A 25,968-nucleotide genomic window follows, 5' to 3' on the forward strand; every position below is an offset into this window, starting at 1 on the left:
CGGGGCTGCGTGGTGCGGGCCGGGTTGCGCACTACCGGCGACGACCGGCGGAATCCCGTCGACCGACGGTCGTTGCGTGCAACCGTGCCCGGTGCACGTCAAGATCGCGTCGACGCCTCGGCCTGAGGATTTCGCGGCCGCCGTAGAACGCGGCGCTGACCGCGAACATCGCCGCTACCAACAGCAGCCATCGCATTGCGTAGGGCTCCTGTGTCTGACCCGTGGCGGCCTCGTACGTGTCGCTCGCGTGGGCGAAGATCCCCGGTGCGAACAGCAGCAGGCTCAATCCCGCCCCGAGCGCGGGGACGCGGACCGCGTTGACGAACCTGCCCAGACGAGCGACCAGCGTCCGGTCCAGCACGGCGTACAGTGGAAACAGGATCGCATCGTGCACCACCGCTGCCCCGACGAACCAGAGGCCGATGGACTGCCACCACGTATCGGTGTTCCACAGGGCCGGGAAGCCGATCGTCAGGACGACCGCGCCGGCCAGGGCGAGGCAGCAGGCCGTGACCGCGAGATGCAGCGGTCCTGCGCCGTACCTGGCTCGAAACGTCGTCATGCTCGCTCCTCGAAGAATTCGACGGATTCGATCCACTTGGTCGCGTGCACTCCGGGTATCGCCGGCATCATGATGCGAGCGGGATAGCCGTGGTCGAGGGACAGGTCGGCCCCGTTCACTTTCAGTGCGAGAAGTGAATCCGGATGCATCATCTGGTGTCCTCCGAAGGTGACGCGGTTGAACGACCCGACGGGTTCGAGCGACCGCACCTCACCGGTATCGACGGCATCGACACCCACGAGTGCCGCCAGATCTCGGAGCGGAACTCCGGTCCACGTCTGAACCGTCGACCAGCCCTCGACGCAGGAAATCGGGAGTTCGACGGTGTGCAGGTCCATCTGCTCGAGTTGAGCTCGGGTGAGTACTACCTCGGTACCGCCGGCCAGTACGGTCAGCCGCCACGCATCGCCTGTCTGCGCATCGGTGACGCCTGCGGACTGCGCGGTGCGGTTGATCTGGAAGTCGTTGGGGCCGTCACCGTACGAGCGTCCGCGAGGAAGCAGGATCGCCGCCGATCGCAGTGGTCCGCCCGTCGTCTGTCCGACACTGAGCACAGCGACGAACAGTGCGCTGCCGCCCACGAGTGTGAGAGCTCCGCGTCTGCTGATCGTCGCCGGAGCGGGATCGGTTGCAGCAAGACCTGATTCGTCGTCGGCATCGGGCACCGTATCGGCGACTCGAATGCGCATCAATTCCAGGAACGGCCGCGTTTTCAACGCGGTCACCATGGTCGGAAGCTTGAGCGCCACGTGGGCGACGAAGCCGGCGACGAACACCCAGGCGCCCCAGTAGTGGGCGGTGTAGAAGCTGAAGCCGAAGATGTAGTCGTACTGAATGTTCAGCACACCGGTGATGATCTCGAAGAGGATGCCACCGACCAACGCCAGCAACGAGATTCGCTCGAGAAGGTGCGCGACACTGCGAACCGGGGGCATCTCGATCAGTTTCGGGATCACCGACCACAGCTTGGCCAGCACGATCGGCACCATGACCAGTCCGAGTCCCACATGCAGGCCCTGGGTGAGTCGATAGAGCCAGGCGGGCTCGGTCGGCCAATCGAACGAGGGAATTCGCAGCCACCCGACGTCGCCTGGCATGGCCTGGCCGAACTGGGGGCCGTATGCGGCCCAGGAGATGAAGCCGGTGATCGTCACGATCGGCAGGGCGACGAGCAGGACGGACGCCAGGACCGACGTGAACCAGACGCCGCGGATCGGGCTGCGGAACGTGGGAAGTCGCTGCATTCTGGTTCCCGTCTCCAATTTTGTACCTGTTAGTACAAACTGTGAGGTCGAGGTTAGCGCACTTCGGGCCCGTTCGCCAGGGTCGGTGTCAGTGTCGAGTCCGACGGCGACGGACTGCGGCTACGGCGGCGTCCAGAGTGTCGCGCAGTGGGTGCACGTCGCCCGCGATGCGCGCGATCAACATTCCGCCTTGAAGCGACGCGATCAGCGTGGCGGCAGCAGCGGCCGGATCGGTCGACACATCGAGTTCCCCGCGGTCGATCATGCGGCGAAGCCCTTGTTCCAGCGGTTGTTCCCAGCGTCGGAACGCGGCATGGAGGCTGGGGACGAACGCCGCGTCGTTCTTGAGTTCTGCGGCGAGCGAACCGAGGGGGCACGAGAACGGGCCCCCTGGTTGTTCGTGATTGCGGACGATCTCGGCGGCCCATGCGTCGATGTCCTCGAGGCTGTCGATGTGGGCCAGGCGCGGCTGGGCGGCGAGGACGCGTTCGAGCTGACGTGCGATTACGGCTTCGACCAGGTCCGACTTGTCGGAAAAATAGTGGTACAGCTGCGATTTTCCGGTTTCGGACGCGGCGAGTACGTCGTCGAGAGTCGTTCCGGCGACGCCGTGGGTGTACATCATCGACGCGGCCGCATCGACGATCGCCGCTCTGGTTCGTCTGCCCTTGGCTGTTCTCGGCAGTTCCTTGCTCACGGGTCTCCGACTCCTCGGTCGATGCTGTGAACAGCGAGTTCGGTGAACACTCGTCCGTTCGATTCGACAGTCCGGCGGACCCGCAGGCCCGCCGTGGCCGCCAGCGCGTACAGCGCACTCGCGCCCACGCTGGCCCAAGTGAACCATTCGCCCACGCAGTCGTCGGTTTCCCACCGGACCGTTCGATTCCGATCGTCGACACCCGACGCGGAATCCACTTCGACGACGGCCGTGCCGGTCTCGTGCAGCAGCGAGCGAACCGTCCTCAGAAGTGCAGCCGGGTCACCGCCGATGCCGATGTTGCCGTCCGCGAGCAGCACGTGTGACCACTGGCCCGCGCCCGGTATCGCGCAGAAGATGTCCTGCTGCAACGCGAGACCGCCGCGATGGTTCGTCATCTCCACAGCGACCGAGGACGTATCGACTCCCAGAGCGGGAACGCCGGCGCGGGTGAGAGCCTCGGTCAAACGCCCTGGTCCACAGCCGAGATCGAGGGTGGGGCCGGTGCAGAAAGCGATCGAGGCTTCGTCCGCCATGATGTCTTCGATCGTCGAATGGGTTCCGCCCATCCAGCGCGCGATCGGAAGTTCGGTGCGGCGGCCGTCGTGATCGGTGATCCACGAGGGCAGGCCGGCTCGGCCGCGGCGGTAGACGTCGTCTGCAATCACCCGACTGAATGTACCAGTGGGTACAGTAGAGGGCATCGCGAGCCGAAGTCGTCAAATTTCCTGCCGGTGCCGTCAAGATTGCGTCAACACCTCTGTTCGACGCCACCGCGCGGCGCAAGACTGCTTCTCATGACACTTCTCGACATGCTTCCGTCCCTCGGTGCCGCCTACGTTGCGCGGTGCGATCCAGCGCTCTGGCCTGCCGACACACACTGTGTGTGCGGCCGCATCACCGTCGACGGCGTTGCGTTGGAGGATCTGGCAGATGCGCAGGGCACTCCGGTGCAGTGGGGCTCGATTCTGGTGACGCGGGTGCGGTCGGTGATCGCCGGTGAGGTGGGCGTCGACGCCGAATTCGGGGATCTGCGCCAGGCCGTGGTGGTCAACCGGCATTCGGTGGGCGCGGTGGTCAAGGTCGATGTGCACGGCCCGGGGCGACGCTGCGTCAGTCCGGTGGAGTTGCCCGCCGATCTCCGTGCCGGCGACGTGCTGGCGCTCGTGACCTCGCAGGCGCACGGCGGAGCCGCTCTCATATGGAGGTCGGCCTGTCAACGACGGCATGGTGAAGCGGTGGCACGCACCGTCGTGTGTGCCACCGCTTCCTGTTGCCGGGATGGTGATCGATGCGAGTGGGAGGTGAGCGTGTCGTAGTGTTCGACGCGTCGTCAACTCTCATATACGCGGGTTGGTTACCGCAGGACGGACTGTTTCGGCTGGAGTGGATCGCAAGTCTATGAGTCGAGCGTGATCCCAACGCGCAGTTGAGGATTGCTCATAGGCGGCTAGCGGGTCACTCCCAGACGCTCGGCCACATCCCACATCGTCGTCGACCGTTCATTCCGGACATCTATCCCGACGCAGATCGCTACTTCGGCGTCGGAGCTTCAGTCATTCCTCGAGCGTGGCCAACGACCAGCACCAGCCGGCCAGCTCTCGTGCGATCCCGGCATTGGCGACCACCGCACGTTTACCGCGTTCGTCGAAATGTTCCCACCGTGCGTGCAGCCGCCGGTTCGCTTGATGTCCTCGCGCTTTGGCTTTGGGAGTCGACGCCTTCCACCGTGCCACCAGTTCACGCCCCGGCCGATACGGCTTGCGATGATGCCAGGCAGCCTCGACCAGCAGTCGGCGTACGTGAGCATTGCCGGTTTTGCTGACACCGCCCTGCGACCGGGATTCACCGGAAGAATGCTCGGTCGGGATCAACCCGACGAACGCACCGATCGAGCGGCCGGTCAACCGGTCCCACTCACCGATCTCCGTCGCCAAACCGAACGCTGTCAACGTCGCCACCCCACGAAGGCACCCCAGCCGGGTCACCACCGGAGTGAACGACGAATGCGCAGCCATGTCCGCGATGGCGGTATCGAGACGATTCCGGCGTTCGGTGGTGGCGATGACGGTCTCGTAGGCGGTGTCGTAGGTGATCTGCAGTGCACGTGAATCGAACCGCTGGCGACGTAACCACAGATCGTGGGCTGCGGTCCAGGGTTTGCCGCCGCTGTAGATGATCCCTTGACGCAGCAGCACATGTGTCAGGCGATGCTGTGCGGACACCAGATCGCCGCGGCAGTCCTCCCTTGCTCGCACCAGATCACGAGCGGACTCCTGCTCGGTACTCGGAATCAGAACCGGCACAATAGAACTCAAATGAAGCAACCGAGCCAAATGCCGGGCATCACGGGCATCGGTCTTGATGCGGTCACCAGGGGGACGCTGAATTTTCGACGGTGCCGCCACCACACAATCGACACCGGCGGCCAACAGAAAACGGGCCAGACCGAAACCGGTCGGGCCCGCCTCGTAGACGACATGCACCAGTCCTGGCAGCGAACGAATCCACTCCAGGATTTCTTTGTGATCAGGCGACATGCGACGCTCGAACAACTCGCCCGTCTCGCCATCCAAACCGCACGCCACCACCGATCGTGCGTGCACATCCAAACCAACACTCGTACGATGATTCTTCACTGGGGCCTCCCACATCTGTGGCTCTACCGGCCAGGACCCACTCCTGTCGGCAACCCACGCTTACATGCGGAGGGGCCCCAGCCAAGACCTCCATACCGTCTAGGTGCACCGGGAGATTCGCCGGCCGAAATGTTCCGGCCGGCGGATCAGGCCACCTGCGGTGTCCACCGAATCGAGCTCCGCTTCGCTCCGCACCGTGGAAAGAGCACAGACGTTTTTTCACTGCGGTTCTGGCTACCGGCGAGCATTCATCACTCGTGCCCGCCGCCTCAACCCCTCGCTCCGCTGCGCTACGACCGAAGGCTCCGAACACTTTTCGTCCCGTGCTCGCTCCGCTCCCACGAAAACTGTCCGGCCGAAGGGTTGCCCCGTCGGCCCCGTGCGCTGCCTTCTCTCCTCACGCCAGAAACGGCGAAAAAACGGGGGGAGGACGCAAGACCGACCCGGCACCAGTTCCGAAGGGCAGCAACAGTTATGACCGAGACCACGAACACCGAGACCGTCACCTGCATCGCGGACGGACCCGACTGCACCGGCGACGTCGAATACCGGGACGCACTGTCCGGAACCGGAGTAGCGCACCCGAGATGCGACAAGCACTGGCAAGACCGCCTCGACCTCGAGGACGACCTCCGACGCCGCTACCCGGCCCACGCGCCCGCCGACTTCGACCCCACCTACGCAGGGGAGCGGTGGGACGAGGACTACTGACCCGCCACGCCCACCACCGATCGACCAGACAGAGGAGCAAAAGTCATGACCGTCAACGACAACGACGACTACTGGACCATCTACGACAAGGCCCTCGACGCGGCCGCCGAATGCCGGAGCGTCGAAACGCTGATCGACACCCTGGGCCGCTACTACCCGCCCTCATCCGGAGTCGCGTTCTTCCCCAACGGGGCCGACCGAGACCTACTCGGCACACTCACCGACGCCGGACACTTCGATACCGTCTGGATCCAAGCGGACTACCACTTCGCGCTCCGTGACGGCCGAGGAGACGGATTCACCTACATCGAAGGCGACATAGTCCGCGGAACCTCCCGACTGTGACCAACCCGCCCCAGTGCCGCATCACGGCACTGGGGCACCAACTCCGCACCCCCCTGGAAGGAAAGCCCCTGATGCCCGCTCAAGCCTGGGTCACCCTGATCGTCGGTGTCCTCGCCGTCGTCGGCGTCGCCCTGACCGTCCGCCAACGCACCGTGGCCGACAAACGCGCCCAAGCCTGGCAACGAATCACCTGGTGCCTCGAACGCACCACCAGCGACAACGAAGCCGAAGCCGCCCTGGGATGGGACATCTACACACCGGTGACCGACTCGCCGCTCATCACCCGAACCGAACGAGACGTCCTGCGCGCCGTCGCGACCCGGGCATTGTGGCGAGCACTGGCGTCACCGGCACAAACCGAGGACACTGACAACCAGAACGAGCAGGAGGACCCACGATGACCACCACCGAGAAGCGCACCACCGCAGCCCGACCACAGGTCGCGCGCGCCGCAGCACGGGCATCGGTCGCGTTGTACGAACGCGACGGCCTCGAGGTACCCCAGTGGATCCGTGACGCCGCCGAAGGGCGCCCGACCACCCCACCAGCCGAACAGCCCTGACACCGGCTCACAGCCCGTAGACCGAAAGGCCCGCACCCCACACCGGGTGCGGGCCTTCTCCATTGCCTGGGATCGGGAAAGCGTGAGGGAGCAGGGTCGGGCCACCCTGCGGGCGTCCGCCGAATCGAACTCCGCTGCGCTCCGCACTGCTACACCCCGACCACAGCGCAGACGGGCCGCTCGTGCACGCGCGGTTCAGGCTTCAACCCGTTGCAGCGCAACACAATCTGTCGGTACCCGATGCCACACTCGAAGCCATGAGAATCCGAACCATCGACGGACCACCACTACCCGCCGAAATCGCCGAGATGACCGCCCGCGCAATCGCTCTGACGCAGCTACACCACGCCGCCAGACGTTCCATCAACGGGAACAACACCGCAGTGGGTGGTCTTGACGCGCTCACCAGCGCAGTTGAATATCCGTCCCCGTCAGCTGCCGAACGTATGAACGCTGACTAAAGCTTATATGTGCGGGTTACTCAGCGAGACAAAGCAACTGGCCGTCCGATGACAGGCCGGAGAGGTAGTGTCGAGCTATGCCTACTCTCCCGGAAGGTCAATCCCTGCTCGTTCGTACCCATTTCGCCGCCGACGATGTCTGGCAGCAGATTGCAGCTGATGCCCAAGCTTCTCACCGACAAGCCGACGGAACCGAGGCACAGGCTTTCCTTACCGTGGTCGACGACAGCGAGTTCAGTGACCTGACACCAACCGATCTTGCCGAATTGATCCCGTCACCACCGCCGTATTACGTGTTTGTGGTCGACCGACAAGCGTGTGAACAGCCCGAGCATCCCGTTCTCGTCCTCGATATTGCAGAAGGCGTCGCACCTGCCTCGTTCCGCGTGATTCCCAGTCGACTCGCGGTGGTGGAGAACAACCTGTCCATAGCAAACCTGAGTTTCGACGAGCTGCGCTCCCAGGCCGACCCTGACGGGGTGTACCGCGGTACACCCGCGGAGCCGCTTCCGGCGGAACGGAGCGTGAACCATGAGGATTTGGTCGGTGCTGCAAACCGCGCAGAGGAGACACCAGTCGTTCAGCAACTACGACAAGATCTCGAGGCGAACCACGCACCCACCCTGACCGCGAGACTCAATAATGATTTGTACGACACATACACCGTATTGGCTGGTCAAACCCACCGACCTGATCTAAAAGTCGGTCGCGACGAAATGTTGGAAGTCCTCGAGCACGGGGGGAGGGGGTATGGCATTCATCTGCCCCTGATCGACAGTTACTGGACGATCTTCTTGGATCCATCGAGTTTGGATCTACAGGCCGCGATGAAAGTCTTCTATCCGCCGCAACCCGCCCCACGGCGACGCCCGGCATAACCGCAGCTCGATGGCCGGCCCCGAGAACGCCGGGACCGGCCATCGACGGTGTCAGGAAATCGCGAACTCGCTGACCTGAGTCGTTCCGTCCTCCGCGTACACGGGAACAGTCTTAGGGGCAGATCCGAACACCTCGGTGCCGTCGATGTTCTGCTTGCGCAGCTTAGAAGCTTCGGCCGGCGACGTGGCTCCGCTGTCGAGGTCCTGCTTGAGGATGTATCCCTGCACTCCGTCGGTGCCGATCGCAGCGACGAGGTCGGGCAATTCCGCGTCGGACGGTGCGGTGTCGCCCGGTCCGAAGGATTGACCCGCTGCATTGGTTCCCGACTCGACAGTGGTCGTTTCGGACTCGGAGGTGGTCGCGGACCGGGCAGCCGGGGCGGTCCAGTCCAGCGGGTTGCTCGGGAAAGTCAGGGCTTCGCGGTATTTGCTTCCATCCCATACCGCAGTGAAACCGTGACTGTTGTACGAACCTGTCCCGCAGGTCGCGGTCGTGCCCAGTGTCAGTGAAGCTGTACCGGTGGAGCTGTACTTGTAGCCGACAGCCTCACACAATGCTCCGCTCTTGAACAGTCGAGCTCGCACGCCGATGTCACCGGGTGCGACCTGCTGGCCGAAGACAGAGTAGATCTTCGACTGTGCGGTCAGGTTGGGCGAATTGATGATTGTGGAGGTGTTCAGGAACTGAACACCTGCGCCGTTACTTCCTGCTGGGCCGACCCAACCGGTGACAACGTCCGCGCTAGCAGCGCCTGGAGCGGCGAGCACCAACGCTCCTAGCAGGGCGGCGATGGTAGCTGTTTTACGTAGTGGTCGAGTTCTCATGTTCGAGGCCTTTCCGTTGGGTACCTTTTATCGGATTCTGAAGATGAAACGGGCTCGTTCAGCCGATTGCCGAAACGAAGTAGTCGTCACCGGGCATCACTCTGTTCCCGCGGTAAAATTCGACCATAAGGGTGCCTTGTTTATTGTTCTCGGTAAGAGGGACCCATCGGACGGTCGACCCGTAGCCGCCCTGCACGGTCGATGCGAAAGGGTATTCATCGCAGGATGGGTCTTTCATGTTGAGAGGTTTCTCGCCGAGTAGATCCAACCGCTGTTGTGACGACCGTGGGCATGCGGCGTCCCGATTTGCCTGATTGTCAGCAGAATTTCCACGAGTCAGCGGCGCGCCAGTACCAGGAATTCCGAAACCAAAGGCAGCCTGGCCAGCCTTAACTGTCTGAGATATGTTCGGGAACGCTGCTTGGGTGTACTGGACAGTCGGCTTCTCGTTCGGGTTGACGCAGCCGGTGCCGTAGTTGACTGATTGAGCAGCATCACACCTGAATTGCTGGCCGGTGGTGCGCGTGCGAACGGGAGTACCATCCAAGTCGTTCGCCGGCGAGTCTCCAATGTATATGAATTGAAGCGTTCGCTTGTCGAACGCGTTTGTCGCGTTTCTCGTCACATAATGCTCGTACTGCTGGTACCCAGTCCCTCCGATGACCATCGGAAAAACGTAGGCGGGATAGGTAGTGGTGCTGTCGTTGGCGAGATCGAGAACAACGAGTTGGAAAGAGTACGTACCCGGAATGGTGGTTGTTGGAGAAGTCGACGAGACATCGCCGTAGAATTGGATCACGTTTTCTTTGGTCTGTGTCTGAAGAGGGCTACGGACCTGGAGAGTGACGTCGATGACCCAGTTTCCGATCGGCTCCAACGGGCCGTTAGGGAAATTGGGTTGAATGAATTGCTCGACGATGGTCGAATATGTTTTGCACGACTGAAAACGTGTTTGGAAACATATAGGACCGGATTGGCGTGCAGATATACCCGACTCCTCGGCATGCTTCTGTGTCAGCCTTTGTGCAATTTCCTCCGCTTCGGCAGGGTCGGTCACTTCGCGAGAACTCCGCTTTTCGACCACCTTCTGACCTGAGGTGGTCGTCGCTCCGGAGTCCGGTGGCACCTCGACTGGAGGCGCATTCTGGCCAGGTGGAGTGCCCTCTATGTCGCCCGGCGCCTCGTTTATCGACGGCACCTGAACCTCCACCGGAGCGGAGTCGCCCCCCGAGGGGCTGGGCTCGACTGGTTGCGCGCTGGCGGTGACGCTAGGTGCCGCGATGACGACCAAGCAGGTAAGACCAGTAGCCAACAACCTTGCGAACGAGCGAACTGCTGGCTTCTTCACGACTTTCTTCCGCACTGATTCCTCGTAAGGTCCGTCTGCCCAGACGCCATTACGCTTAAAAGCAGCGTCAGGCAGAATTCGGGCAGGAGAGTGGAACGTCCGAAAAAGACGTGGAGGCCGCCCCGACTACTACAAGGTGCGTGCCACAGGCGCTCGGTGAGCGTAGGCAAACGCTACCAACAGCTGGCTTGTCTTGGCAACGGAAACAGAAATTACGGAACCTGTGGTCGGAGCGTCACCAGGATTGCTCTGGAGCGGTCATCGAGGTCGATAGCTCTCGCAGACACCGACACCGCGACATAATCCGAATAGGGTGTCAGAAAACGAAATTCGGCCGATTCCACAGCCCCGGCTTGCGCAACTTTCAAGGATTGTCCGATTCGGATTGCATCAGGAATGTCACCGGGGTGTAGAACCGGTTTAGCGCCGGGTAAGTGGCTTGTTTGCCATGCAATGCCAGTCGGAGCGTCGCCATACCAGTACAAAAGCTGAAGTGAATCGGGGTCAGCGATCGCGCGATACTCCGAGGGATCGGACAGCGACCGTGCAACCAGCGTATCCAGACCCGCGTTACGTCGATCGATGTGTTCAGTACCCTCCGAAGGACCAATATCCACAGACACTCCCCGAACAACCCGATGAGGTTCACCAGTAGGGCCGATGCCGTCGTGGAGAAAGTGTGCCGTGAACTGCATACGCCGATGTGCACCCGATGGACGGCATTCCACACCGACCTCTTGGAGCACAGTTCCCGGCCCACCGGAAACGAGCTGCGCCAGCACCGATGCTGTGGCGTCCCCAAGATCCAGCTTCGCCAAACCATCCGGAATCGGCCGACTCAGATCAACGCCGAGCTCAGCCCACGTCTGAGTCGCGCTCACGATCGGGCTGCGCCGGGCCACCCCTGAGGTCAAGTCCCACTCGAATGCCCACGCCGAGGGCCGATCACGCAGAGGAGCCAGACGATTAGCAACCTGAACCCACACGCCATGAACGCGACCAGACACATCGTCGGCAATCGGATCAACGCCAACCGTCCGCGAACCATGACTACACCGAACAGGGCTCCCATTTCGGCACACCTGCATGACAGCATCCAGTACGGCCTCGGAATCTCTACGCCAAGTATTTCGGTTGTCCTCATTCCTGGATATCTCGGAGTCGGACCCCGGTGTCATCGCGGGATCTCGTGGCGGGCCGAACCCCAGGGGAGGAAGAGGGAGTAAGCCGCTCAACAGCGGCAAGCGCCCGCATCAGCCGCGCGGGTGACCGCCTGCGGTCGCGTCGAAATGTCGCTATCTGTTGTCGGGCTGGTCTCGACCGGGCCGAGTTACGTCAGTGTGTACAACGCCTGGGGGCTGGCTGCGTAGGCGGTGTCGTAGTCGACCGCGGTCAATGCCTCGACGGACCCGGTTGCGGAACGCTTCTGCCAATCGGCGCCGTTGCGACTACGCCAGGCGTATCCGTCGGTGTCGATCCCCCACAGTGCATCGCCGGCACCGGCGAGCAATACCAAGTTCGGTGCGTCGAGGACAGGAGAGAATGTTCGGGCCGTGTCGGTGCTGTGCTGAAGTCCATCAGGTGTCACCGCCCATACTCCGGAGCTCGTAATCGCCAACGACGCCGCGGGCGCAGCGGCGCCGGGAGTCCAGGTGGAGCCGCTGTCGGCGGAGACGAGTAGACCGGTACTGCCATCGAATCCGACGAGGATGCGTCCATCGGCAGCCAGCGCGTGGAAGTCGACTTGTCCCTCCAGTGACCGATCCGACCACGACATTCCGCCGTCATTGCTGCTACGCAGTCCCAGTGGGTTCGCCGCCGTGCTGGATTCGCCGGGATGACCGGAGGTGAAGAGGGTATCGGTGGCCGGTACACCCGACAAACCCATGAAGTCATCGTCGGAAGAGCCGACCCTGGTCAGGTTTCCGGACGAACCGATGGCGAAGAGTCCTGTGTGGCTACCAGCGAGGACGGTGCCATCGGCGTTGACGTGCAATCCGTGCACATGAGCCAGTGAGGAGGTGAAGTCGACCACTGCCGGATCGGCCGCGCCGTCAGTCGCTGCCGGAGCGGAACATCCAACGAGGGACAGAGCTGCGATCAGAGACGGTAGCAGGATGCGGGAAAGCGAGATGGACATAAAGTGCGGTTCTCGTTCTGTCGATGAGGGCTCGGTGATGTAATCGCTTGAGCGTCAACGCCAAGTGATCTCCCGGTCAGGCGCGGTGAACATGACCGGATACGGCGGCTGAGGTGGACGTGACTGCTCGGGCGGTATGTGCGGGACGACGTAGACGCATCGACCTTCATCTCCATTCACTTAATCTCCAATCACTGAGGCGATGTACGAGCGCGGATCGTTCGGCGGCGAACAGCCGTGGCAGCGACATCGCACCGACGATCGGTATCGGCTGAGTGCGAACAATTCCGACACCTTCACCCGCCTCGCCGTGGCGAGCACTCAACTACTAACCAGCATAGTATTTCGGGCAGGTCAGGCCGAAGTGCCCATCCGGTTCGGTGTCATCGCAGATGCGCCGGTGCGTCGCCCGGGGTGATGCCGACGTGGACGTGGTCGCTGTGCACGTCGTCGGTGAAGAATCCTGGACGGTCACCGTTGAGGTCGGTCGGACCTCCGACCTCGGTTGCGCCCAGTAGGGCTGCCGCAGTGACGAATTCGGAGATCGTTGGGTTGTTGAAGGGATCGTCGACAACGCGCCGACCGTTGATTTCTCGGATGTCCACCGCTCGTCCCACTGCGTGGTTGGACAAGCGCGGGTGCGGGAAGACGGTCTGGATGTGACCGGTGTGCATCACCTGCACTGCGTAGGTGAATCGATCGGCAAGTCCGAGCATGATCTGGAGCACATTGTTGTTGATGCGTCCGGTTCCGATGTCGAGTCGTGCAGGCTCGGAGAGCGTGATGCGAGGGTTGCTCAGCACCGACGACGCAGCGGCGGTCAGTGGTACTGGGGACCCAAGAGAGGTCAAAGGGTTGATCTTTTCCACCGTCCAGGCCGCGCCAGCGGCGATGTCGCGCTTGAGCCGGATATCGAGTGCCATCTGCCGGGTCGTCTCAGCCGGCTGCGCGAGCGTGGGGCGTTGTAGGAGTTGGTCGAACAGCACGATCACTGCAGCACTCTCTGGACCGATTCCGGCGTACTGCGGATACACCACTCGCAGGGTGCTGGCGAGGGCCTCGTCGGGTTGAAGCAGTGCTGCCGTCGCCGCGACTTCGAGCGATACCCCTGCGGTGCGCAAGCTGTCGAGTACTCCTCCTCCCTCGCTCCAGTTGCCACCTGCTTCGAGGAAGCTCGTCGCTGCGCGTTTGATCTCGGGCATCACTTCGCCAGCTGTCGGCATCCACCGCCCCGGATTCACCGGGGCCGATGATCGACTGCTCGGTGCGCTCACGGCCGGGGACCGTGCGGGAGATGCGTTACTGCTCGGTGCGAGGCTGGGGGATTGTCTGTCGGCGGTGTTGATGGTGCAGCTGACTGTGAGCGGCAAAACGGCTGCGGCTGTGAGCAGTTGTCGACGGCTGACTGTGATGGCGTTTCCTTTCGTGCGCGGGGGTCTCAAGGGTGAGTGTCGTGGGTGATCACCGCGGCGGCGGTAGCGGCAGGCCGGGAATGTCGATACTGGGCGGCGCTGGCGTGGGCGTGCGGTCGGGGGCGGGGGAGCCGTCACTGATGTACAGCGTGATCAGCGATCCCGGGATCGCCGCGCCGGATGGGGATGTGCCGGTAGCGGTACCGCGAGCGCCCTGACCGGTGGTGGTGACGACGGTCACCTAGAATCCTGCTGCTTCCAATCTCGATGTGGCCGACGACTGGCTCATGCCGCTGACCTCAGGTACTTGGCCGTTGGCGGAGCCGCGGACGTATTTGTCGTCGACCGGTGGCAGCTCGATGGGGCCGAAGTTCGTGGCGATTGGGTCCATCGCGTCGTACCAGGTTCGTGCGGGTTCGTTACCGCCGTAGAGGTTCCCGGAGCTGCAGGGCCGCAGTGGGAAGGAGCAGATCTGGCCCGGTGTCGGTGAGTCACCGTAGGTGTAGACGGCGGCGGCGTAGCGGTTGGTGAAGCCGAGGAAGCCCGAGGATCGGTTGGATTCGGTAGTGCCGGTTTTCCCGGACATCGGCAGCGTCCAGCCCACGGACCCGGCCGCCGATGCCGAGGTTCCTCCGGGTTGGTCGTCCTTGCTCATCGCGTTGGCGAGTGTGTTGGCCAGGCCGGGTTCGACGACCTGCTCGCACGCTTGTTGTGTGACCGGTACAGCTACACCCTCGCGGTCGGAGATGGAGTCGATCGGGTTCGGCGGGCACCAAGTACCTCCCGAGGCGAGGGTAGCTGCGACGTTGGACAGCTCGAGCGGGTTGACCCAGGTAGGTCCGAGTGTGAACGAGCCGAGGCTTTGCTCTTTCTGGAGGTCGGCCATGCTCTGCTCGTCGAATCCAGACGAGCCGGGGAGGGTGTAGGAGCGAAGCCCTAGCCGCACTGCCATGTCGACTGTCGGTGTGACACCGACGGACTCGAGCAACTTCACGAACGCCGTGTTCGGTGATTGCGCCAGTGCGTCGGTGACCGTCAGCGCCGGTGGGTAGTTTCCGACGTTCTCCACGCAGTAAGCGCCCGCCGGGCAGTTACGCGCGCCGCCGTCGCCCAACCCCCTGACCTCGACGCGCCGGGGAACCTGCAGTGTGGCGTTGGTGCCGAGTCCGCGTTCCATCGCGGCGGCAGTGGTGAATATCTTGAAGATCGACCCGGCGCCGTTGCCTACGAGTGAATACGGTTGCGGCTGAACCGTTTCGTCGGCGTCGGCATCGAGTCCGTAGGTGCGACTACTGCCCATGGCGAGGATGCGGTGTTCGTCCTGTCCGGGTGCGACGACATTCATCACGGTGGCGACACCGTCGAGGTCGGGATCTGTGTTCGCGGTCAGTGCGGCCTGGGTCGAGTTCTGCACCGCCGGGTCGAGAGTCGTTTTGATCAGATAACCGCCCTCGTCGATCTGCTCGCGGCTGATACCGGCGTCCTCAAGATATTGGAGTGCGTAGTCGCAGAAGAACCCTCGATCACCGGCGGCGATGCATCCACGTGGGAGGGTGTTGGGCTCGGCCAGCACCCCCAATGGCTCGGATTTGGCGGCCTCGAATTCTGCGGCTCGGTTCGGGATGGTTTCGATCATGTTGTCCAAGACAAGGTTTCGGCGGCTTGTGACTCCCTCGACGTTGGTGTACGGGTTCAGTGCCGAACTGGACTGAACCATCCCTGCCAGCATCGCTGATTGCGTCGCCGTTAACTCGCTGGCATCGACACCGAAGTAGGTTTGCGCGGCGTCTTGGATGCCGAACGAGGCATTGCCGAACGGAACCAGGTTCAGATAGCGGGTCAATGTCTCGTCTTTGGTCAATTCTCTGTCCAAGGACAACGCCATTCGGATCTCGCGGATCTTGCGAGCCGGCGTGGTCTCGATCGCGGCACGCCGCTCGGCGTCGGTGTCAGCGACGACCAGTAATTGATAGTTCTTCACGTACTGCTGATCGAGTGTCGATGCGCCCTGCTCGACCTGCCCGCTGGTGGTGTTGGTCAAGAACGCTCGCAACGTTCCCTGCCAGTCCACGCCCTGGTGTTCTGCGAAGCGCCGGTCCTCGACGGAGACGATCGCAAGCTTCATCTCGTTGGAGATCTTCGCGCTCGGCACTTCGGAACGGCGTTGCTCGTATAGCCACGCGATCGGGTTGCCTGCCACGTCCGTCATCGTCGAGATGGCAGGAACTACGCCCTCGGCGAGTTCGCCGGAAACGTTGTCGTCGGTGTCAGCGGCGCGGTTCGAGACGTATCCCAGGCCACCGACGATGGGGAACAACACTCCTGCAAGCAGCACGCCTGCGAGCGCAGTGCATCCCACGAGTTCGAACACCGTTCGTCGGGTGCTTGACATCATCGTCTCGTTTCTGTCGACGGGGCAGTGCTCGCGGTCGTCCGGGTTGGTGGGACCGACAAGGGGAGCGGAGCACGGCCGCAGCGGCCGTCTAGCTCTCGCCGGTAGGTCTGCATGGTCCGGCCATCTCGATCGAGACGGTTTCCGCTTTTCTGCCATCCGAGGCGCTCGTAGAAGCCGCCTGCATTGTCGGCCACCCCGAGATCGGTGGACAGCTCGGCGCAACGTGCACCTGCCCGCGCAGAGTCGGATTCGAACCAGTCGAGCAACTGTGCACCCACTCCGATCCCTCGCACCCGTGGGCTCACCGCTATCGCAACGACGACGGCGACACTGTCGGCCGGGGGAGTCTCGGGTTCGCCGTTCGGCAGTGGGATGGGCCGAGCGCGCGCCACCGCTGTGCACCAGGGGCGAAGACGCGTACGAACGAACCGCATGGCGGTGCACGGGCGGACTGCCATCGCCGCACCGGCGTGTGCAGCCAACGGCAGCACGGTCATCTTCTCGCGCAGTAGATCACCGATATGGGCATGGTGATCGAGGGTGCCGAGGAGGAATCCGACGACGGCGCCTTCGCTATCGGTTGCGACAAGAGCGATGGCGTGTCGTCGGTTGACGAAGCTGCGGTGCCACCGGCGCAGGAACCGTGCTCCCAGCTCGGGGAACAGGCCAATCGGTAGCTCGTCGAGGTGCAACTGCGCGCTCTGCGGTAGATCGTGCGGCCCGGCCTCGCGAAGGACGATCGCGACTCCGGGAGGAGGCGCGGCGGGGTTGGGATGAGGGAAACAAAGGTGCGGCGTAGACGATGAAACGTTGAAGAAGATATGCATGGCGTTGTCCTCGACGAGGCAGGCTCGCGCCCTCACCGCGGAGGCGGCGCGCGAGAAGAAAGGTGGACCGATCTGCGCAAACGCAGACCTCTCACACCCTCAGAAGGCATGCCGCGTCGAGCACGGACATCGGCGCAGGGGGAGAGACCGACCTCTCAGTTGGCGACGATCTCGATGCCTGTAGACCTCGAAGCTGGTGCAGTAGCACTGTCCATCCGGTCCGGCGCAGCAACATTGCCAGCCCTAGCGCAAGGATCGCCACCGCTATGTGGACGGACCCGATCAGGGATCCGTGATTGTCGTGATGACTGGACGCGCTACCGCCGATCCCCTCGTCCTGCTCCGGCGCCGACGTGTGCTCGATTTCCGGGACGCTCTCGATGACCGCAGCCAGCGGAGCGTGGCCGGGCTCTGCGGTGGTGTGTGCGACCTGCGACATCATCAGCACCGCCACTGCCGTGGCCGCCATGATGGACCAGAGCAGAATTCGGCGAATACACTCGCTCAACCGAATCGGACACACACGACGAAAATAGCAGATCCATGTCGCCGTCTACCCGCGCTAGCGACGAATACCGTGTGCGGTGACGCCTCCAGCGTTCCATGCGGGCCGCACCCTCAACTGCCAGGCATTGTTGGGTTCGACGTTGGCGCAGGGCCGTGGTGACCCAGAGGGCGGCGGGCCCGTCATCGAGCAGGTGCGCGGCGGCGCGATCCACGGTGACCAGTACATCCTCGTAGGCCAGTCGTAGTGGCGCTCGCTCATCGAGTTGGGACATCGCGACATCCTCGATCAACTGCAGAGGGAACCGCGCCGCTTCGTACTCGGCACGCAAAACAGCTAGTGCAAGTGTGCCTGATCTCACCGCACAGGTATTACTCCGCGGGATGAAACGCGTTTGGACGGCATGAGTAGAAGAACCGATCCGCGCCTACCGTGGGGCCGAAAGCGGCCTAAACCGAACCGCAGCCCGGCAGCGTTCCGGATGGACCAAGTACCACGTTTGTGGTTGCAGCACTTACCCTCTCGCCCAGGCGACTACCGCACACAACTGCACACGGCCCATCAACTACTATGTTGCATAGTAATTGAGATGCAATCGTCGAAAGGGTGTGGCGGTGTGACAGCTGATCAAACCCCGGCGCTCACATCGCAGGGACGGTTACGCAGAGCAATCGCTGCGGTGCGCAACAGGTGGCGGCAACTGACCTCGATGCGAACGGCACTGGTGCTGCTGTTTTTGCTCGCTATCGCAGCAATCCCAGGCGCCCTGCTGCCACAGCGCAATCTCAACACCCAGGCGGTTGATTCCTACATCGCAGCGCGCCCGGCTCTCGGGGCCGTCATGGACACGCTGGAATTGTTCGACGTATTCGGAAGCTTCTGGTTCACCGCCATCTACGTCCTACTGTTTGTGTCGTTGATCGGCTGCCTGACTCCCCGAATGATCGAACACGGTAAAGCCCTTCGCGCACAGCCAGTTCGCGTACCCCGAAACCTTTCGCGACTACCGCTTCATCATTCGGGCGCTCTCGCCGGTAGCCCGAAAACCGTCATCGACGACATCGCGCCCCACTTGAGAGGGTGGCGTACTGCCGTTAGGCCCGAGCCCGATGGGGCGCTCACCCTCTCCGCCGAGAAGGGCTATACCCGCGAAGCGGGAAACCTACTTTTTCATTTCTCGCTGATCGGTCTGCTCGCGGCCATCGCCATCGGCAAGCTCTTCGGTTACGAAGGATCGGTCATCGTCATCGCCGACAACGGGCCCGGTTTCTGCAACACCTCGCCCGCCATCTACGACTCCTTCCGGGCCGGCAACAGCACCGACGGAACCGGGCTGGAGCCGTTCTGCATCAGAGTCAAGGACTTCAACGCCGACTACCTTGAGAACGGCCAGGCAGAGATGTTCACCTCGAACATCTCCTACCAGTCCGCCGACGACATCGCCGCAGACACCTGGCGCGACTATCAACTCAAAGTCAACGAACCCCTCCGGCTCGGAGATGAACGCATCTACCTCACCGGCCACGGATACGCCCCGGAATTCACCGTGACCTTCCCCGACGGTCAGAGTCGAACCGAGGCCCTGCAGTTCCGGCCCGACGACGCCACCACGTTCCTGAGTAGCGGGGCGTTGCGTTTCGATCCACCCGGCGGGACCTATGCCACCGCCGATGAGCGACGCCGCGGCCAGATCGCCATCGAAGGCCTCTTCGCTCCCACTGCGCAATTCAACGGAACCCTGCTCTCCTCCCGCTTCCCGGACTTGGTCGATCCTGCTGTGGCAGTGGATATCTACAAAGGAGATACCGGCCTCGACACCGGCATACCCCAGTCGATCTTCTCCCTGGACCAGGAGATGATCAACCAGGGCCGACTTGTCAAGCAGGATCGGGTGAACCTGCGTCCCGGTGAATCGACGACCCTCACCGACGGCACCAACATTCGATTCAACGGCGCCAAGGAGTTCGCCAACCTGCAGGTCGGATACGACCCCGCACAGTTGTGGGTGCTCGTGTTCGCGATCACGATGATGACCGGACTGTTGGTCTCGCTGGTGATCAAGCGACGTCGAGTCTGGTTCCGTGTACTCCCGGCCGAAACAGGCCGATCGAGCGTGGAGATGGGCGGGCTCGCCCGTACCGATCACGCCGGATGGGGACCCGAATTCGAGACCCTCCGCACCGAAATCTGGACGCCGCGGACAAAGAACCACTCCGAGACCCTCGATACAGAAACGGTGTAGCGCCATGCCGATCGACGACAACCTCGCCCGCTGGAGCGACATCAGTTTCGAGACCGCCTTCGTGGTCTACCTTCTCGCCGCGATCCTGTTCATCGCACAACTCGCAACGACACGAACAGCGACTCTGAGCCGGGCCTCGAGTCTGCATCCGCAACTGATCGCAGCGACATCATCGACACCGGGATACGTGCCGGTCCCCGAGCGAAGAGCCCCGTCCGAACGCCTGGGCCGCACGGGACTCGCCCTGGTAATGCTCGCACTCACTTTGCATATCGGGTCGATCGTCCTGCGCGGGATCGCCACTGGCCGCCCGCCGTGGGGAAACATGTACGAATTCGTCTCCGTCACATGCGCGGCCGGCATACTTGCCGGACTGATCGTGCTGCGCTCGGAGCAACTGCGCACACTATGGTTGTTCGTCCTCGTGCCGACCTTGATCCTGCTCTTCATTGCCGGAACTGTGCTCTATGCCAACGCGGCGCCCGTCGTACCAGCCTTGCAGTCGTATTGGCTCCCCGTGCACGTCTCCGTCGTCTCGCTCGGCAGCGGGGTGTTCCTGATCTCCGGTGCAGCCAGCACATTGTTCCTGATCCGGATCCGATATCCCAACAACAACGCCGTCCCCGACAGCAGAGTGGGCCGGATCGTCGCTCGTCTCCCCTCGGCGCACTCGCTCGACGTGCTGGCGTACAAGACCACCATCTTCGCGTTTCCCCTGTTCGGAATCGGTGTCATCCTCGGCGCGATCTGGGCCGAGGCCGCGTGGGGTCGGTTCTGGGGCTGGGACCCGAAAGAGACGGTCTCATTCATCGCGTGGATCATCTACGCCGCGTACCTGCACGCCCGGGCCACCAGCGGGTGGCGTGACACCCGGGCCGCGTGGATCAACATCGCCGGATTCGTGGCCATGCTGTTCAACCTGTTCATCATCAACATGGTGGTCTCCGGACTGCATTCGTACGCGGGTTTGAACTGATGTCGCCTGCTAGCCGCCGCCCTGTGCTTCGGCGAGTTCATGCGGCACCGGTCGCGTCAATCCCGCGTCGACCCGGCCGGTGTTGCCGACCGGGTATCGACCGGACCAGGATCCAGGAGCCACGACCACGATCCGAATCAACTGACTGCCTCGTGTCCGTAGTGCATTCCGGAGAGGGAAGTCACAGTGCCCCGAGCTTCGTCACCGGCCAAGACTGGGGCATCGACCGCGTCACCGATCCCACGATGTTCGAGACATCGGCGCAGATCCGTACTGCAGCAAAGGCGTCGACTTCATGAGACTCGGCCGCCCTACGGGGGCTCGCACACGCGAACAGAGCAGTCTGCCCGCCACGGCAACGGCATCCATCCTTGCCGTTGTACTCCTGGTCTCCGGATGTTCCGCAGGCGCCGACGCCGTGCCCTCCGGAGGTAGCTTCGATTTCGTTGCACCCGGTGGTCAAACCGACATCGTCTACGATCCCCCCGAAACGCGCGGAACCATCGGTGAACTCGCCGGACCCGATCTGATGGAGGAAGGTAAGAACACCGCTCTGTCGGACTATGACGGCGAGGTGGTCGTGATCAATCTCTGGGGTCAGTGGTGCGGCCCCTGCCGCGGCGAAGCCGACGACCTCGAAGAGGTCTACGAAGCAACCCGCGAGCGCGGTGTGCAGTTCCTCGGTATCAATGTTCGAGATCCGCAGAAGGACAAAGCGCAGGACTTCGTTGTCGACAACAATGTCTCCTACGCCTCGATCTACGACCCCTCGATGCGGACGCTGATCGCCCTCGGCGGGAACTACCCGACCAGCGTGATTCCCTCGACGCTGGTACTCGATCGAGAGCACCGGGTGGCGGCAGTGTTCATGCGTGCCCTCCTCGCCGAAGACCTGCTCCCTGTCGTCGAACGGATAGCAGACGAATGACTGTTCTTCTTGCCCAAGGCGGCGTTGGCTCGACGTTCCAAAATCTGGCATCGAGCGGACCTCTGGTACTGGCGATCGCCGCATGTATGCTCGCCGGGCTGGTCTCGTTCGCGTCACCGTGCGTGGTGCCCCTGGTGCCGGGCTACCTGTCGTACCTGGCGGGCATCGCAGGTGCCGACGTGCCGTCGCTCGCCGCCGCCTCGACTGGTGAAGCACCGCCGAAGCTGGCAAGCCGCTGGCGCGTGGCAGGTGCAGCGGGGTTGTTCGTCGCCGGCTTCACCATCGTCTTCGTCCTCGCCACCGCCTCGATTTTCGGGGTCATCGGCACCCTGCGCATCAACGAACAGGTGCTTCAGCAGGTCGGCGGTGCCATCACGATCATCATGGGCTTGACGTTCATCGGGTTCATTCCCGCATTCCAACGCGACACTCGATTCGCGCCGCAAACCATCTCGTCTCTTGCTGGAGCGCCGCTGCTCGGTGGCGTGTTCGCGCTCGGCTGGACGCCGTGCCTTGGCCCCACGCTCGCCGGGGTGTTGTCCGTTGCCGCTGGAACTGAAGGCGCAACCGCAGCGCGCGGCGTCACTCTCATCGTCGCCTACTGTCTGGGACTCGGTCTACCGTTCGTGGTCCTCGCGTTCGGCTCGAGTTCGGCGATGCGCGGTGTCGGCTGGCTACGGCGGAACTCGCAGAGAATCAAAGTGGCAGGCGGAGTGATCATGATCGCCGTCGGTGTCGCCCTGCTGACGGGGGTGTGGGGTCTGTTCATTGCCTGGATACGCAATGAATTCGTCAGTTCGGTTGTATTACCCATCTGAGAAGGAAACCGAGCAGCCGCACGTGCAAGACCACGCCTCCCCAACTGCCAGTGCCGGTGGTATCGAACCCACTCTCTGTCGACGGCGCGCCCCCGCCGGGCCGCGATGACCCCATCCGAGAGCCGCCCCCTGTCCCTACCGCGGATCTGCGTGTCCCAAGGACCCCGCAGGCGGGTGCATCAGCAGGGGAGGGCATGTTTCCGGGGCCGTGTTGATCGGTGTGGCAGCTAAAAGGGCCAGGTCCTTCGAAACCGAAGGGCGGGGCTCGGTATTAGCCGAGCCCCGCCCTACGGTTGATAGTTCCCAGAATTGAGAGTTACTGGGCGAGCAAACTTTCCATTGTGGAGATTTCGCTCTGCTGCGCATCGATGATTGTGGAGGCAAGCTCCTTGGCATCAGCATTGGAGCCGTCGGCCAACTCGATCTGAGCCATCTCGATTGCCCCCTTGTGGTGCTCGATCATCATGGTGAGCCACATGGAGTCGAACTCCGCTCCGTTAGCGGCCGACAACATGTCCATGTCTTCCTGGCTCATCATGCCGGTCATGCCACCGCTCCCCATGTCCATACCGCCCATGTCCATTCCGCCCATGTCGGCGGACGCTGCGGGCTGTCCCCATGCGGTGAGCAGGGCATTCATCTGCTCCATCTCCGGTGCTTGAGCTGCTTCGATGGCCTGGGCCAGCTCGATGACCTGAGCATTCTCGGTTCGGCCGTCGACAAGTGAAGCCATCTCCACCGCTTGTGCATGGTGGGGGTACATCCCTTCGACGAACGTGACATCGGCATCGTTGAATTCGGCCGATGCTTCGGCGGAATTCTCGGAGGACGACGAGGCCGGTGTATCGCTGCTCGACATGCCGGGCATGTTCATTTCGCCGTCGTTACTGCTGCAGCCAGCGAGAACTGCGGCGGCGACAGCGGAAGCCGCCGTTATCGCGATCGTGAAACGGGTAGATCGATTCGAACGCATAACAAACTCCTGAAATTATGGTGGGGTGGTTCGGATCGACAGGCACACTGACCCGTCGACATCTGTGTCTCACACAACGGTGAGTCACCTGTCAGATCCGAAGCACAGACAATTCGGAGAGAGTGAAAATGGTCCAGGGCGGCGGGTGCCCGGTTCGACGACGAACTGCCGACAGCCGCGCAGCGTGGACGAGAGAACCGGCGAAGCCCACAACGATTGCCCGTAAGACGGCCAACGCCGCGACAGCACCGATGATAGCCAGACACAGATGCATGACCGAGCTGTGATCGCCACAGCCGTTCCCGCAGTGTGCTGCGGAACCACTCTCCGATGCTGTCGCAGATGATGCTCCCGAATGCTCGTCGACGGCAGGTGGAGCGCTCACCGTCGAGGTCATCGAGTGTTCGCCGATACTCGTCGCCGTTGCGAACGACATCGGCGCAGAATGCATGAGAAGGACTCCGAACAGCACTATCGAAGCGCAAACAGCACCTAGGAGCCACTTCTGGTTCATAGGTTCCGTGGCTGAAGTCCTCACCGGTTCGATCTTACCGGTCTGCCACACGGGCATCCGGTCTCCTCGCAGTCGCGGCGTCCGGACCGTGGACATCGAATCAGGTGGCGATGGGCCGGTTGATTGCGGTCACTTCATCCCAGGGAACGGGCGCGACTTTGACGACGTCGCCGCCGGTGGGGGCGTTGACGTATTTCCCGTCGCCGATGTAGATCCCGATGTGTCCGATCGGTGAGTAGAGAGAGATGAAGTCACCCGGTTGCACTGATTCGCGGGAGACAGGTGTGCCCGCTCGTGCTTGGTCTGCGGCCACGCGTGGAACGGTCAGTCCCAGTTGTTTGTAGGCGAAGTAGATCAGTCCGGAGCAATCGAAGGACCCCGGCCCGGTAGCTCCCCAGGAATAGGGTTTGCCGAGTTGGTCGAGGGCGATGCGCATCGCCTCCGCTGATGTTCCACTCGCAGCCGAGACGGCGGCGGGTAGCTCGGAAGGATTCGTGGTGCCGGGGCTGACGATGGCAGCTCGATCCGCATCGGTGAGGGCGGCGAATTGGTCGGTGATTTTGGCGATCTGATCGGCCAGGTCGGTCTGGCGTTGCTCGAGGTCGCGTTGTGTACGTGCGGCGTCCGCCTCGGCTACCGCAGCGGACGCCTGTGCTTGCCGGGCTTGTTCGAGCTGGTCTCGCGCTTCGTCGTCGATCTGTGTCGAGTCGGCGAGTGCAGCGGCTCGATCGGCGAGGATCCGGTCCAACAACACCATCTGATCGAGTAGTTGCTGTGGGCTGTCCGCGACCAGAACGGCCCCGAGAGGGGATTGCGGTACACCTTTGTACGCGGCGTCGACAGCTGTGGCCAGTGCTCGACGGTTGGCAGATGCGGCCACTTCGGCTTCCCGAGCCGCCGCCGAGGTCTCGTGGGCGAATTGAACTGCGGTACTCAGTTCGCCGCGGCGACGATCGAGGGTGTCCTGCGCGGCGTACATGCTCTCGGTGAGAGTGAAGGCGGTCGCATTGAGTTCAGCGAGTTGTCGTACGGCTTCGGATGCGTTCACCGGGGGTGCAGCAGGGTCCGCCGAAGCTGGAGCATTTACCGAAAATGCCGCGGCAACAACGATGATCGAGGCGATCAGGGTAGCGCGGACACGCCGCGTCGGGCCTGAAAAAGAATGCACAGAAGAAATCCTCTGGGGTCGGTGTGGGTTCCCTGCGTCACCAGCGAAGGAAACGGAGCGCGGCGAGAGCCGCATGGGACTGTGTCCGGCCTCGCCGGTCACCATTGTCGGGTATCGGCAGTCGTAGACGGTTCCTCACGGTCGGCTGAGGCTCGCGTCGACGCTCGACGCCTGTGCCGTATGGGCGGCGAGTCGGCGTCGATTGACGCCGACTCACCGCACCTGCAAACTACTATCATTCATAGTAGATGGTGGGGTGGTATCCGCTGACCGGGAGAGGGATGACGACTGTGACGATGCGTGACTGGCCGGCGCGGCGTTGGGTGGCCGCGTTACTGGGCGCGACGGTGGCCGCGCTGGTCGTGGCGATCCCCACCGGGATCATCCACACTGCGTTCTACGTTCGAATGACCCCGGTGTTGTGGTGGAACTATCCGGTGTGGATTGCCACCGCAGTTCTCAGTGGCCTCATTCTTGCGACATACGTGAGCACTGGGCTGGCGTCGTCGGTTTCTTCCCGTGTAGGGGTCAGTGCGAATGCGTTGTCGTTGTTGGCAGTCGGATGTCCGATATGCAACAAACTGGTAGTGGTGGCGGTCGGGGTGAGCGGTGCTCTGGATCTATGGGCACCCGTGCAGCCCGTAATCGGAGTGATGTCGGTGGGGGTGATGGTGTGGGCTCTTCGACTGCGAATCCGCGGGGAACGCGCGTGCCCTACTTCTCGCGTAGGTCAGGAGTTCGGCAACTCCGCTGGCTTTGGCGGTGCAGGCGCAGCAAAATTGTAGGATTTCTCGCCAC

29 protein-coding genes and 1 pseudogene are annotated in these 25,968 nt (G+C 62.8%); 13 read left to right on the top strand and 17 right to left on the bottom strand.

Annotation, left to right across the window (positions count from 1 at the left end; genetic code table 11):
• Positions 1 to 31 precede the first annotated feature (31 nt).
• The 4 genes from CH283_RS23155 to CH283_RS23170 all read right to left on the bottom strand — a co-directional run bounded on the left by CH283_RS23155 (position 32) and on the right by CH283_RS23170 (position 3,171).
• Positions 32 to 562, bottom strand: coding sequence for a hypothetical protein (locus CH283_RS23155; RefSeq protein ID WP_255183310.1), 531 nt, complete (start codon positions 560 to 562; stop codon positions 32 to 34).
• On the bottom strand, positions 559 to 1,806 hold the full coding sequence (locus tag CH283_RS23160) for a molybdopterin-dependent oxidoreductase (protein ID WP_094639787.1): 1,248 nt from the start codon (positions 1,804 to 1,806) through the stop codon (positions 559 to 561). The genes CH283_RS23155 and CH283_RS23160 overlap by 4 nt, the downstream gene beginning before the upstream one ends.
• Before the next feature lie 88 nt (positions 1,807 to 1,894).
• Positions 1,895 to 2,503 (bottom strand): TetR/AcrR family transcriptional regulator, encoded by a 609-nt coding sequence (locus CH283_RS23165; RefSeq protein ID WP_176460368.1) that lies wholly within the window; start codon positions 2,501 to 2,503, stop codon positions 1,895 to 1,897.
• Positions 2,500 to 3,171, bottom strand: coding sequence for a methyltransferase domain-containing protein (locus tag CH283_RS23170; RefSeq protein WP_231893862.1), 672 nt, complete (start codon positions 3,169 to 3,171; stop codon positions 2,500 to 2,502). The genes CH283_RS23165 and CH283_RS23170 overlap by 4 nt, the downstream gene beginning before the upstream one ends.
• A gap of 129 nt (positions 3,172 to 3,300) precedes the next feature.
• Between CH283_RS23170 and CH283_RS28450 the strand changes: the two genes are divergently transcribed.
• Positions 3,301 to 3,822 carry a hypothetical protein gene (locus tag CH283_RS28450; protein WP_176460587.1) on the top strand — a complete coding sequence of 174 codons (522 nt, stop codon included), beginning with the start codon at positions 3,301 to 3,303 and terminating at the stop codon, positions 3,820 to 3,822.
• A 237-nt stretch (positions 3,823 to 4,059) separates the two neighbouring features.
• On the opposite strand, the gene CH283_RS23180 is transcribed toward CH283_RS28450, so the two are convergent.
• Positions 4,060 to 5,142, bottom strand: coding sequence for an IS110 family transposase (locus CH283_RS23180; protein ID WP_426374983.1), 1,083 nt, complete (start codon positions 5,140 to 5,142; stop codon positions 4,060 to 4,062).
• Positions 5,143 to 5,616: 474 nt separating this feature from the next.
• Between CH283_RS23180 and CH283_RS23185 the strand changes: the two genes are divergently transcribed.
• The 6 genes from CH283_RS23185 to CH283_RS23205 all read left to right on the top strand — a co-directional run bounded on the left by CH283_RS23185 (position 5,617) and on the right by CH283_RS23205 (position 8,099).
• Positions 5,617 to 5,853, top strand: coding sequence for a hypothetical protein (locus CH283_RS23185; RefSeq protein WP_032401325.1), 237 nt, complete (start codon positions 5,617 to 5,619; stop codon positions 5,851 to 5,853).
• Positions 5,854 to 5,898: 45 nt separating this feature from the next.
• Positions 5,899 to 6,198, top strand: a complete 300-nt coding sequence (locus CH283_RS23190; RefSeq protein WP_032401326.1) for a hypothetical protein — start codon at positions 5,899 to 5,901, stop codon at positions 6,196 to 6,198.
• A gap of 71 nt (positions 6,199 to 6,269) precedes the next feature.
• On the top strand, positions 6,270 to 6,599 hold the full coding sequence (locus CH283_RS23195; RefSeq protein WP_032401360.1) for a hypothetical protein: 330 nt from the start codon (positions 6,270 to 6,272) through the stop codon (positions 6,597 to 6,599).
• Positions 6,596 to 6,760 (top strand): hypothetical protein, encoded by a 165-nt coding sequence (locus CH283_RS28455; RefSeq protein WP_155288773.1) that lies wholly within the window; start codon positions 6,596 to 6,598, stop codon positions 6,758 to 6,760. Before CH283_RS23195 ends, CH283_RS28455 begins: the two co-directional genes overlap by 4 nt.
• 257 nt (positions 6,761 to 7,017) lie before the next feature.
• Positions 7,018 to 7,221, top strand: coding sequence for a hypothetical protein (locus CH283_RS23200; protein ID WP_141215061.1), 204 nt, complete (start codon positions 7,018 to 7,020; stop codon positions 7,219 to 7,221).
• A gap of 77 nt (positions 7,222 to 7,298) precedes the next feature.
• On the top strand, positions 7,299 to 8,099 hold the full coding sequence (locus CH283_RS23205) for a DUF6924 domain-containing protein (RefSeq protein ID WP_052061711.1): 801 nt from the start codon (positions 7,299 to 7,301) through the stop codon (positions 8,097 to 8,099).
• Between the two features lie 51 nt (positions 8,100 to 8,150).
• On the opposite strand, the gene CH283_RS23210 is transcribed toward CH283_RS23205, so the two are convergent.
• From CH283_RS23210 to CH283_RS28460, 8 genes and pseudogenes are all read right to left on the bottom strand, one after another.
• Positions 8,151 to 8,867 carry a hypothetical protein gene (locus CH283_RS23210; protein WP_052061712.1) on the bottom strand — a complete coding sequence of 239 codons (717 nt, stop codon included), beginning with the start codon at positions 8,865 to 8,867 and terminating at the stop codon, positions 8,151 to 8,153.
• A 115-nt stretch (positions 8,868 to 8,982) separates the two neighbouring features.
• A complete protein-coding gene (locus CH283_RS23215; RefSeq protein ID WP_032401328.1) occupies positions 8,983 to 9,981 on the bottom strand; it encodes a NucA/NucB deoxyribonuclease domain-containing protein in 999 nt (332 codons plus the stop codon).
• Positions 9,982 to 10,484: 503 nt separating this feature from the next.
• Positions 10,485 to 11,153 (bottom strand): hypothetical protein, encoded by a 669-nt coding sequence (locus tag CH283_RS28090; RefSeq protein ID WP_141215302.1) that lies wholly within the window; start codon positions 11,151 to 11,153, stop codon positions 10,485 to 10,487.
• Between the two features lie 449 nt (positions 11,154 to 11,602).
• Positions 11,603 to 12,412: a F510_1955 family glycosylhydrolase gene (locus CH283_RS23220; protein ID WP_032401329.1), complete on the bottom strand. Its 810-nt coding sequence runs from the start codon at positions 12,410 to 12,412 to the stop codon at positions 11,603 to 11,605.
• A 383-nt stretch (positions 12,413 to 12,795) separates the two neighbouring features.
• Positions 12,796 to 13,635: a hypothetical protein gene (locus CH283_RS23230; protein ID WP_094639400.1), complete on the bottom strand. Its 840-nt coding sequence runs from the start codon at positions 13,633 to 13,635 to the stop codon at positions 12,796 to 12,798.
• Positions 13,636 to 13,873: 238 nt separating this feature from the next.
• Positions 13,874 to 16,216 (bottom strand): annotated as a pseudogene (locus CH283_RS23235) (transglycosylase domain-containing protein).
• Positions 16,216 to 17,046: a GNAT family N-acetyltransferase gene (locus CH283_RS23240; protein WP_141215301.1), complete on the bottom strand. Its 831-nt coding sequence runs from the start codon at positions 17,044 to 17,046 to the stop codon at positions 16,216 to 16,218. Before CH283_RS23240 ends, CH283_RS23235 begins: the two are co-directional and overlap by 1 nt.
• A gap of 91 nt (positions 17,047 to 17,137) precedes the next feature.
• Complete coding sequence (locus CH283_RS28460; protein ID WP_155288774.1) at positions 17,138 to 17,515, bottom strand: hypothetical protein; 378 nt, start codon at positions 17,513 to 17,515, stop codon at positions 17,138 to 17,140.
• Between the two features lie 115 nt (positions 17,516 to 17,630).
• Between CH283_RS28460 and CH283_RS28465 the strand changes: the two genes are divergently transcribed.
• From CH283_RS28465 to ccsB, 3 genes are all read left to right on the top strand, one after another.
• Positions 17,631 to 17,798 carry a hypothetical protein gene (locus CH283_RS28465; protein ID WP_155288775.1) on the top strand — a complete coding sequence of 56 codons (168 nt, stop codon included), beginning with the start codon at positions 17,631 to 17,633 and terminating at the stop codon, positions 17,796 to 17,798.
• Positions 17,799 to 18,140: 342 nt separating this feature from the next.
• Positions 18,141 to 19,793 (top strand): cytochrome c biogenesis protein ResB, encoded by a 1,653-nt coding sequence (gene resB / locus CH283_RS23250; protein ID WP_052061714.1) that lies wholly within the window; start codon positions 18,141 to 18,143, stop codon positions 19,791 to 19,793.
• A gap of 4 nt (positions 19,794 to 19,797) precedes the next feature.
• Entirely contained in the window at positions 19,798 to 20,769 is a 972-nt protein-coding gene (gene ccsB / locus CH283_RS23255) for a c-type cytochrome biogenesis protein CcsB (RefSeq protein ID WP_032375699.1), read from the top strand.
• A 9-nt stretch (positions 20,770 to 20,778) separates the two neighbouring features.
• On the opposite strand, the gene CH283_RS23260 is transcribed toward ccsB, so the two are convergent.
• Entirely contained in the window at positions 20,779 to 20,910 is a 132-nt protein-coding gene (locus CH283_RS23260; RefSeq protein WP_080736597.1) for a DUF3703 domain-containing protein, read from the bottom strand.
• Positions 20,911 to 21,064: 154 nt separating this feature from the next.
• On the opposite strand from CH283_RS23260, the gene CH283_RS23265 reads away from it, so the two are divergent.
• Positions 21,065 to 21,697, top strand: a complete 633-nt coding sequence (locus CH283_RS23265) for a TlpA disulfide reductase family protein (protein WP_080736598.1) — start codon at positions 21,065 to 21,067, stop codon at positions 21,695 to 21,697.
• Entirely contained in the window at positions 21,694 to 22,515 is an 822-nt protein-coding gene (locus tag CH283_RS23270; RefSeq protein ID WP_032375700.1) for a cytochrome c biogenesis CcdA family protein, read from the top strand. Before CH283_RS23265 ends, CH283_RS23270 begins: the two co-directional genes overlap by 4 nt.
• 316 nt (positions 22,516 to 22,831) lie before the next feature.
• Here CH283_RS23270 and CH283_RS23275 read toward each other — a convergent pair whose 3' ends face one another.
• The 3 genes from CH283_RS23275 to CH283_RS23285 form a co-directional block, all read right to left on the bottom strand.
• The gene (locus tag CH283_RS23275) at positions 22,832 to 23,383 is read right to left on the bottom strand and encodes a DUF305 domain-containing protein (RefSeq protein WP_306436764.1); all 552 of its coding nucleotides are present in this window, start codon (positions 23,381 to 23,383) and stop codon (positions 22,832 to 22,834) included.
• A gap of 196 nt (positions 23,384 to 23,579) precedes the next feature.
• Positions 23,580 to 24,098 carry a DUF6153 family protein gene (locus CH283_RS29080; RefSeq protein WP_353852273.1) on the bottom strand — a complete coding sequence of 173 codons (519 nt, stop codon included), beginning with the start codon at positions 24,096 to 24,098 and terminating at the stop codon, positions 23,580 to 23,582.
• A gap of 4 nt (positions 24,099 to 24,102) precedes the next feature.
• Positions 24,103 to 25,050 carry an NlpC/P60 family protein gene (locus CH283_RS23285; RefSeq protein WP_032375702.1) on the bottom strand — a complete coding sequence of 316 codons (948 nt, stop codon included), beginning with the start codon at positions 25,048 to 25,050 and terminating at the stop codon, positions 24,103 to 24,105.
• 401 nt (positions 25,051 to 25,451) lie between these two features.
• On the opposite strand from CH283_RS23285, the gene CH283_RS23290 reads away from it, so the two are divergent.
• Positions 25,452 to 25,955, top strand: coding sequence for a hypothetical protein (locus CH283_RS23290; RefSeq protein WP_176457804.1), 504 nt, complete (start codon positions 25,452 to 25,454; stop codon positions 25,953 to 25,955).
• The last annotated feature ends 13 nt before the right edge of the window (positions 25,956 to 25,968 follow it).

This window comes from Rhodococcus sp. 05-2254-2 (assembly GCF_002259095.1).
Classification (GTDB): domain Bacteria; phylum Actinomycetota; class Actinomycetes; order Mycobacteriales; family Mycobacteriaceae; genus Rhodococcoides.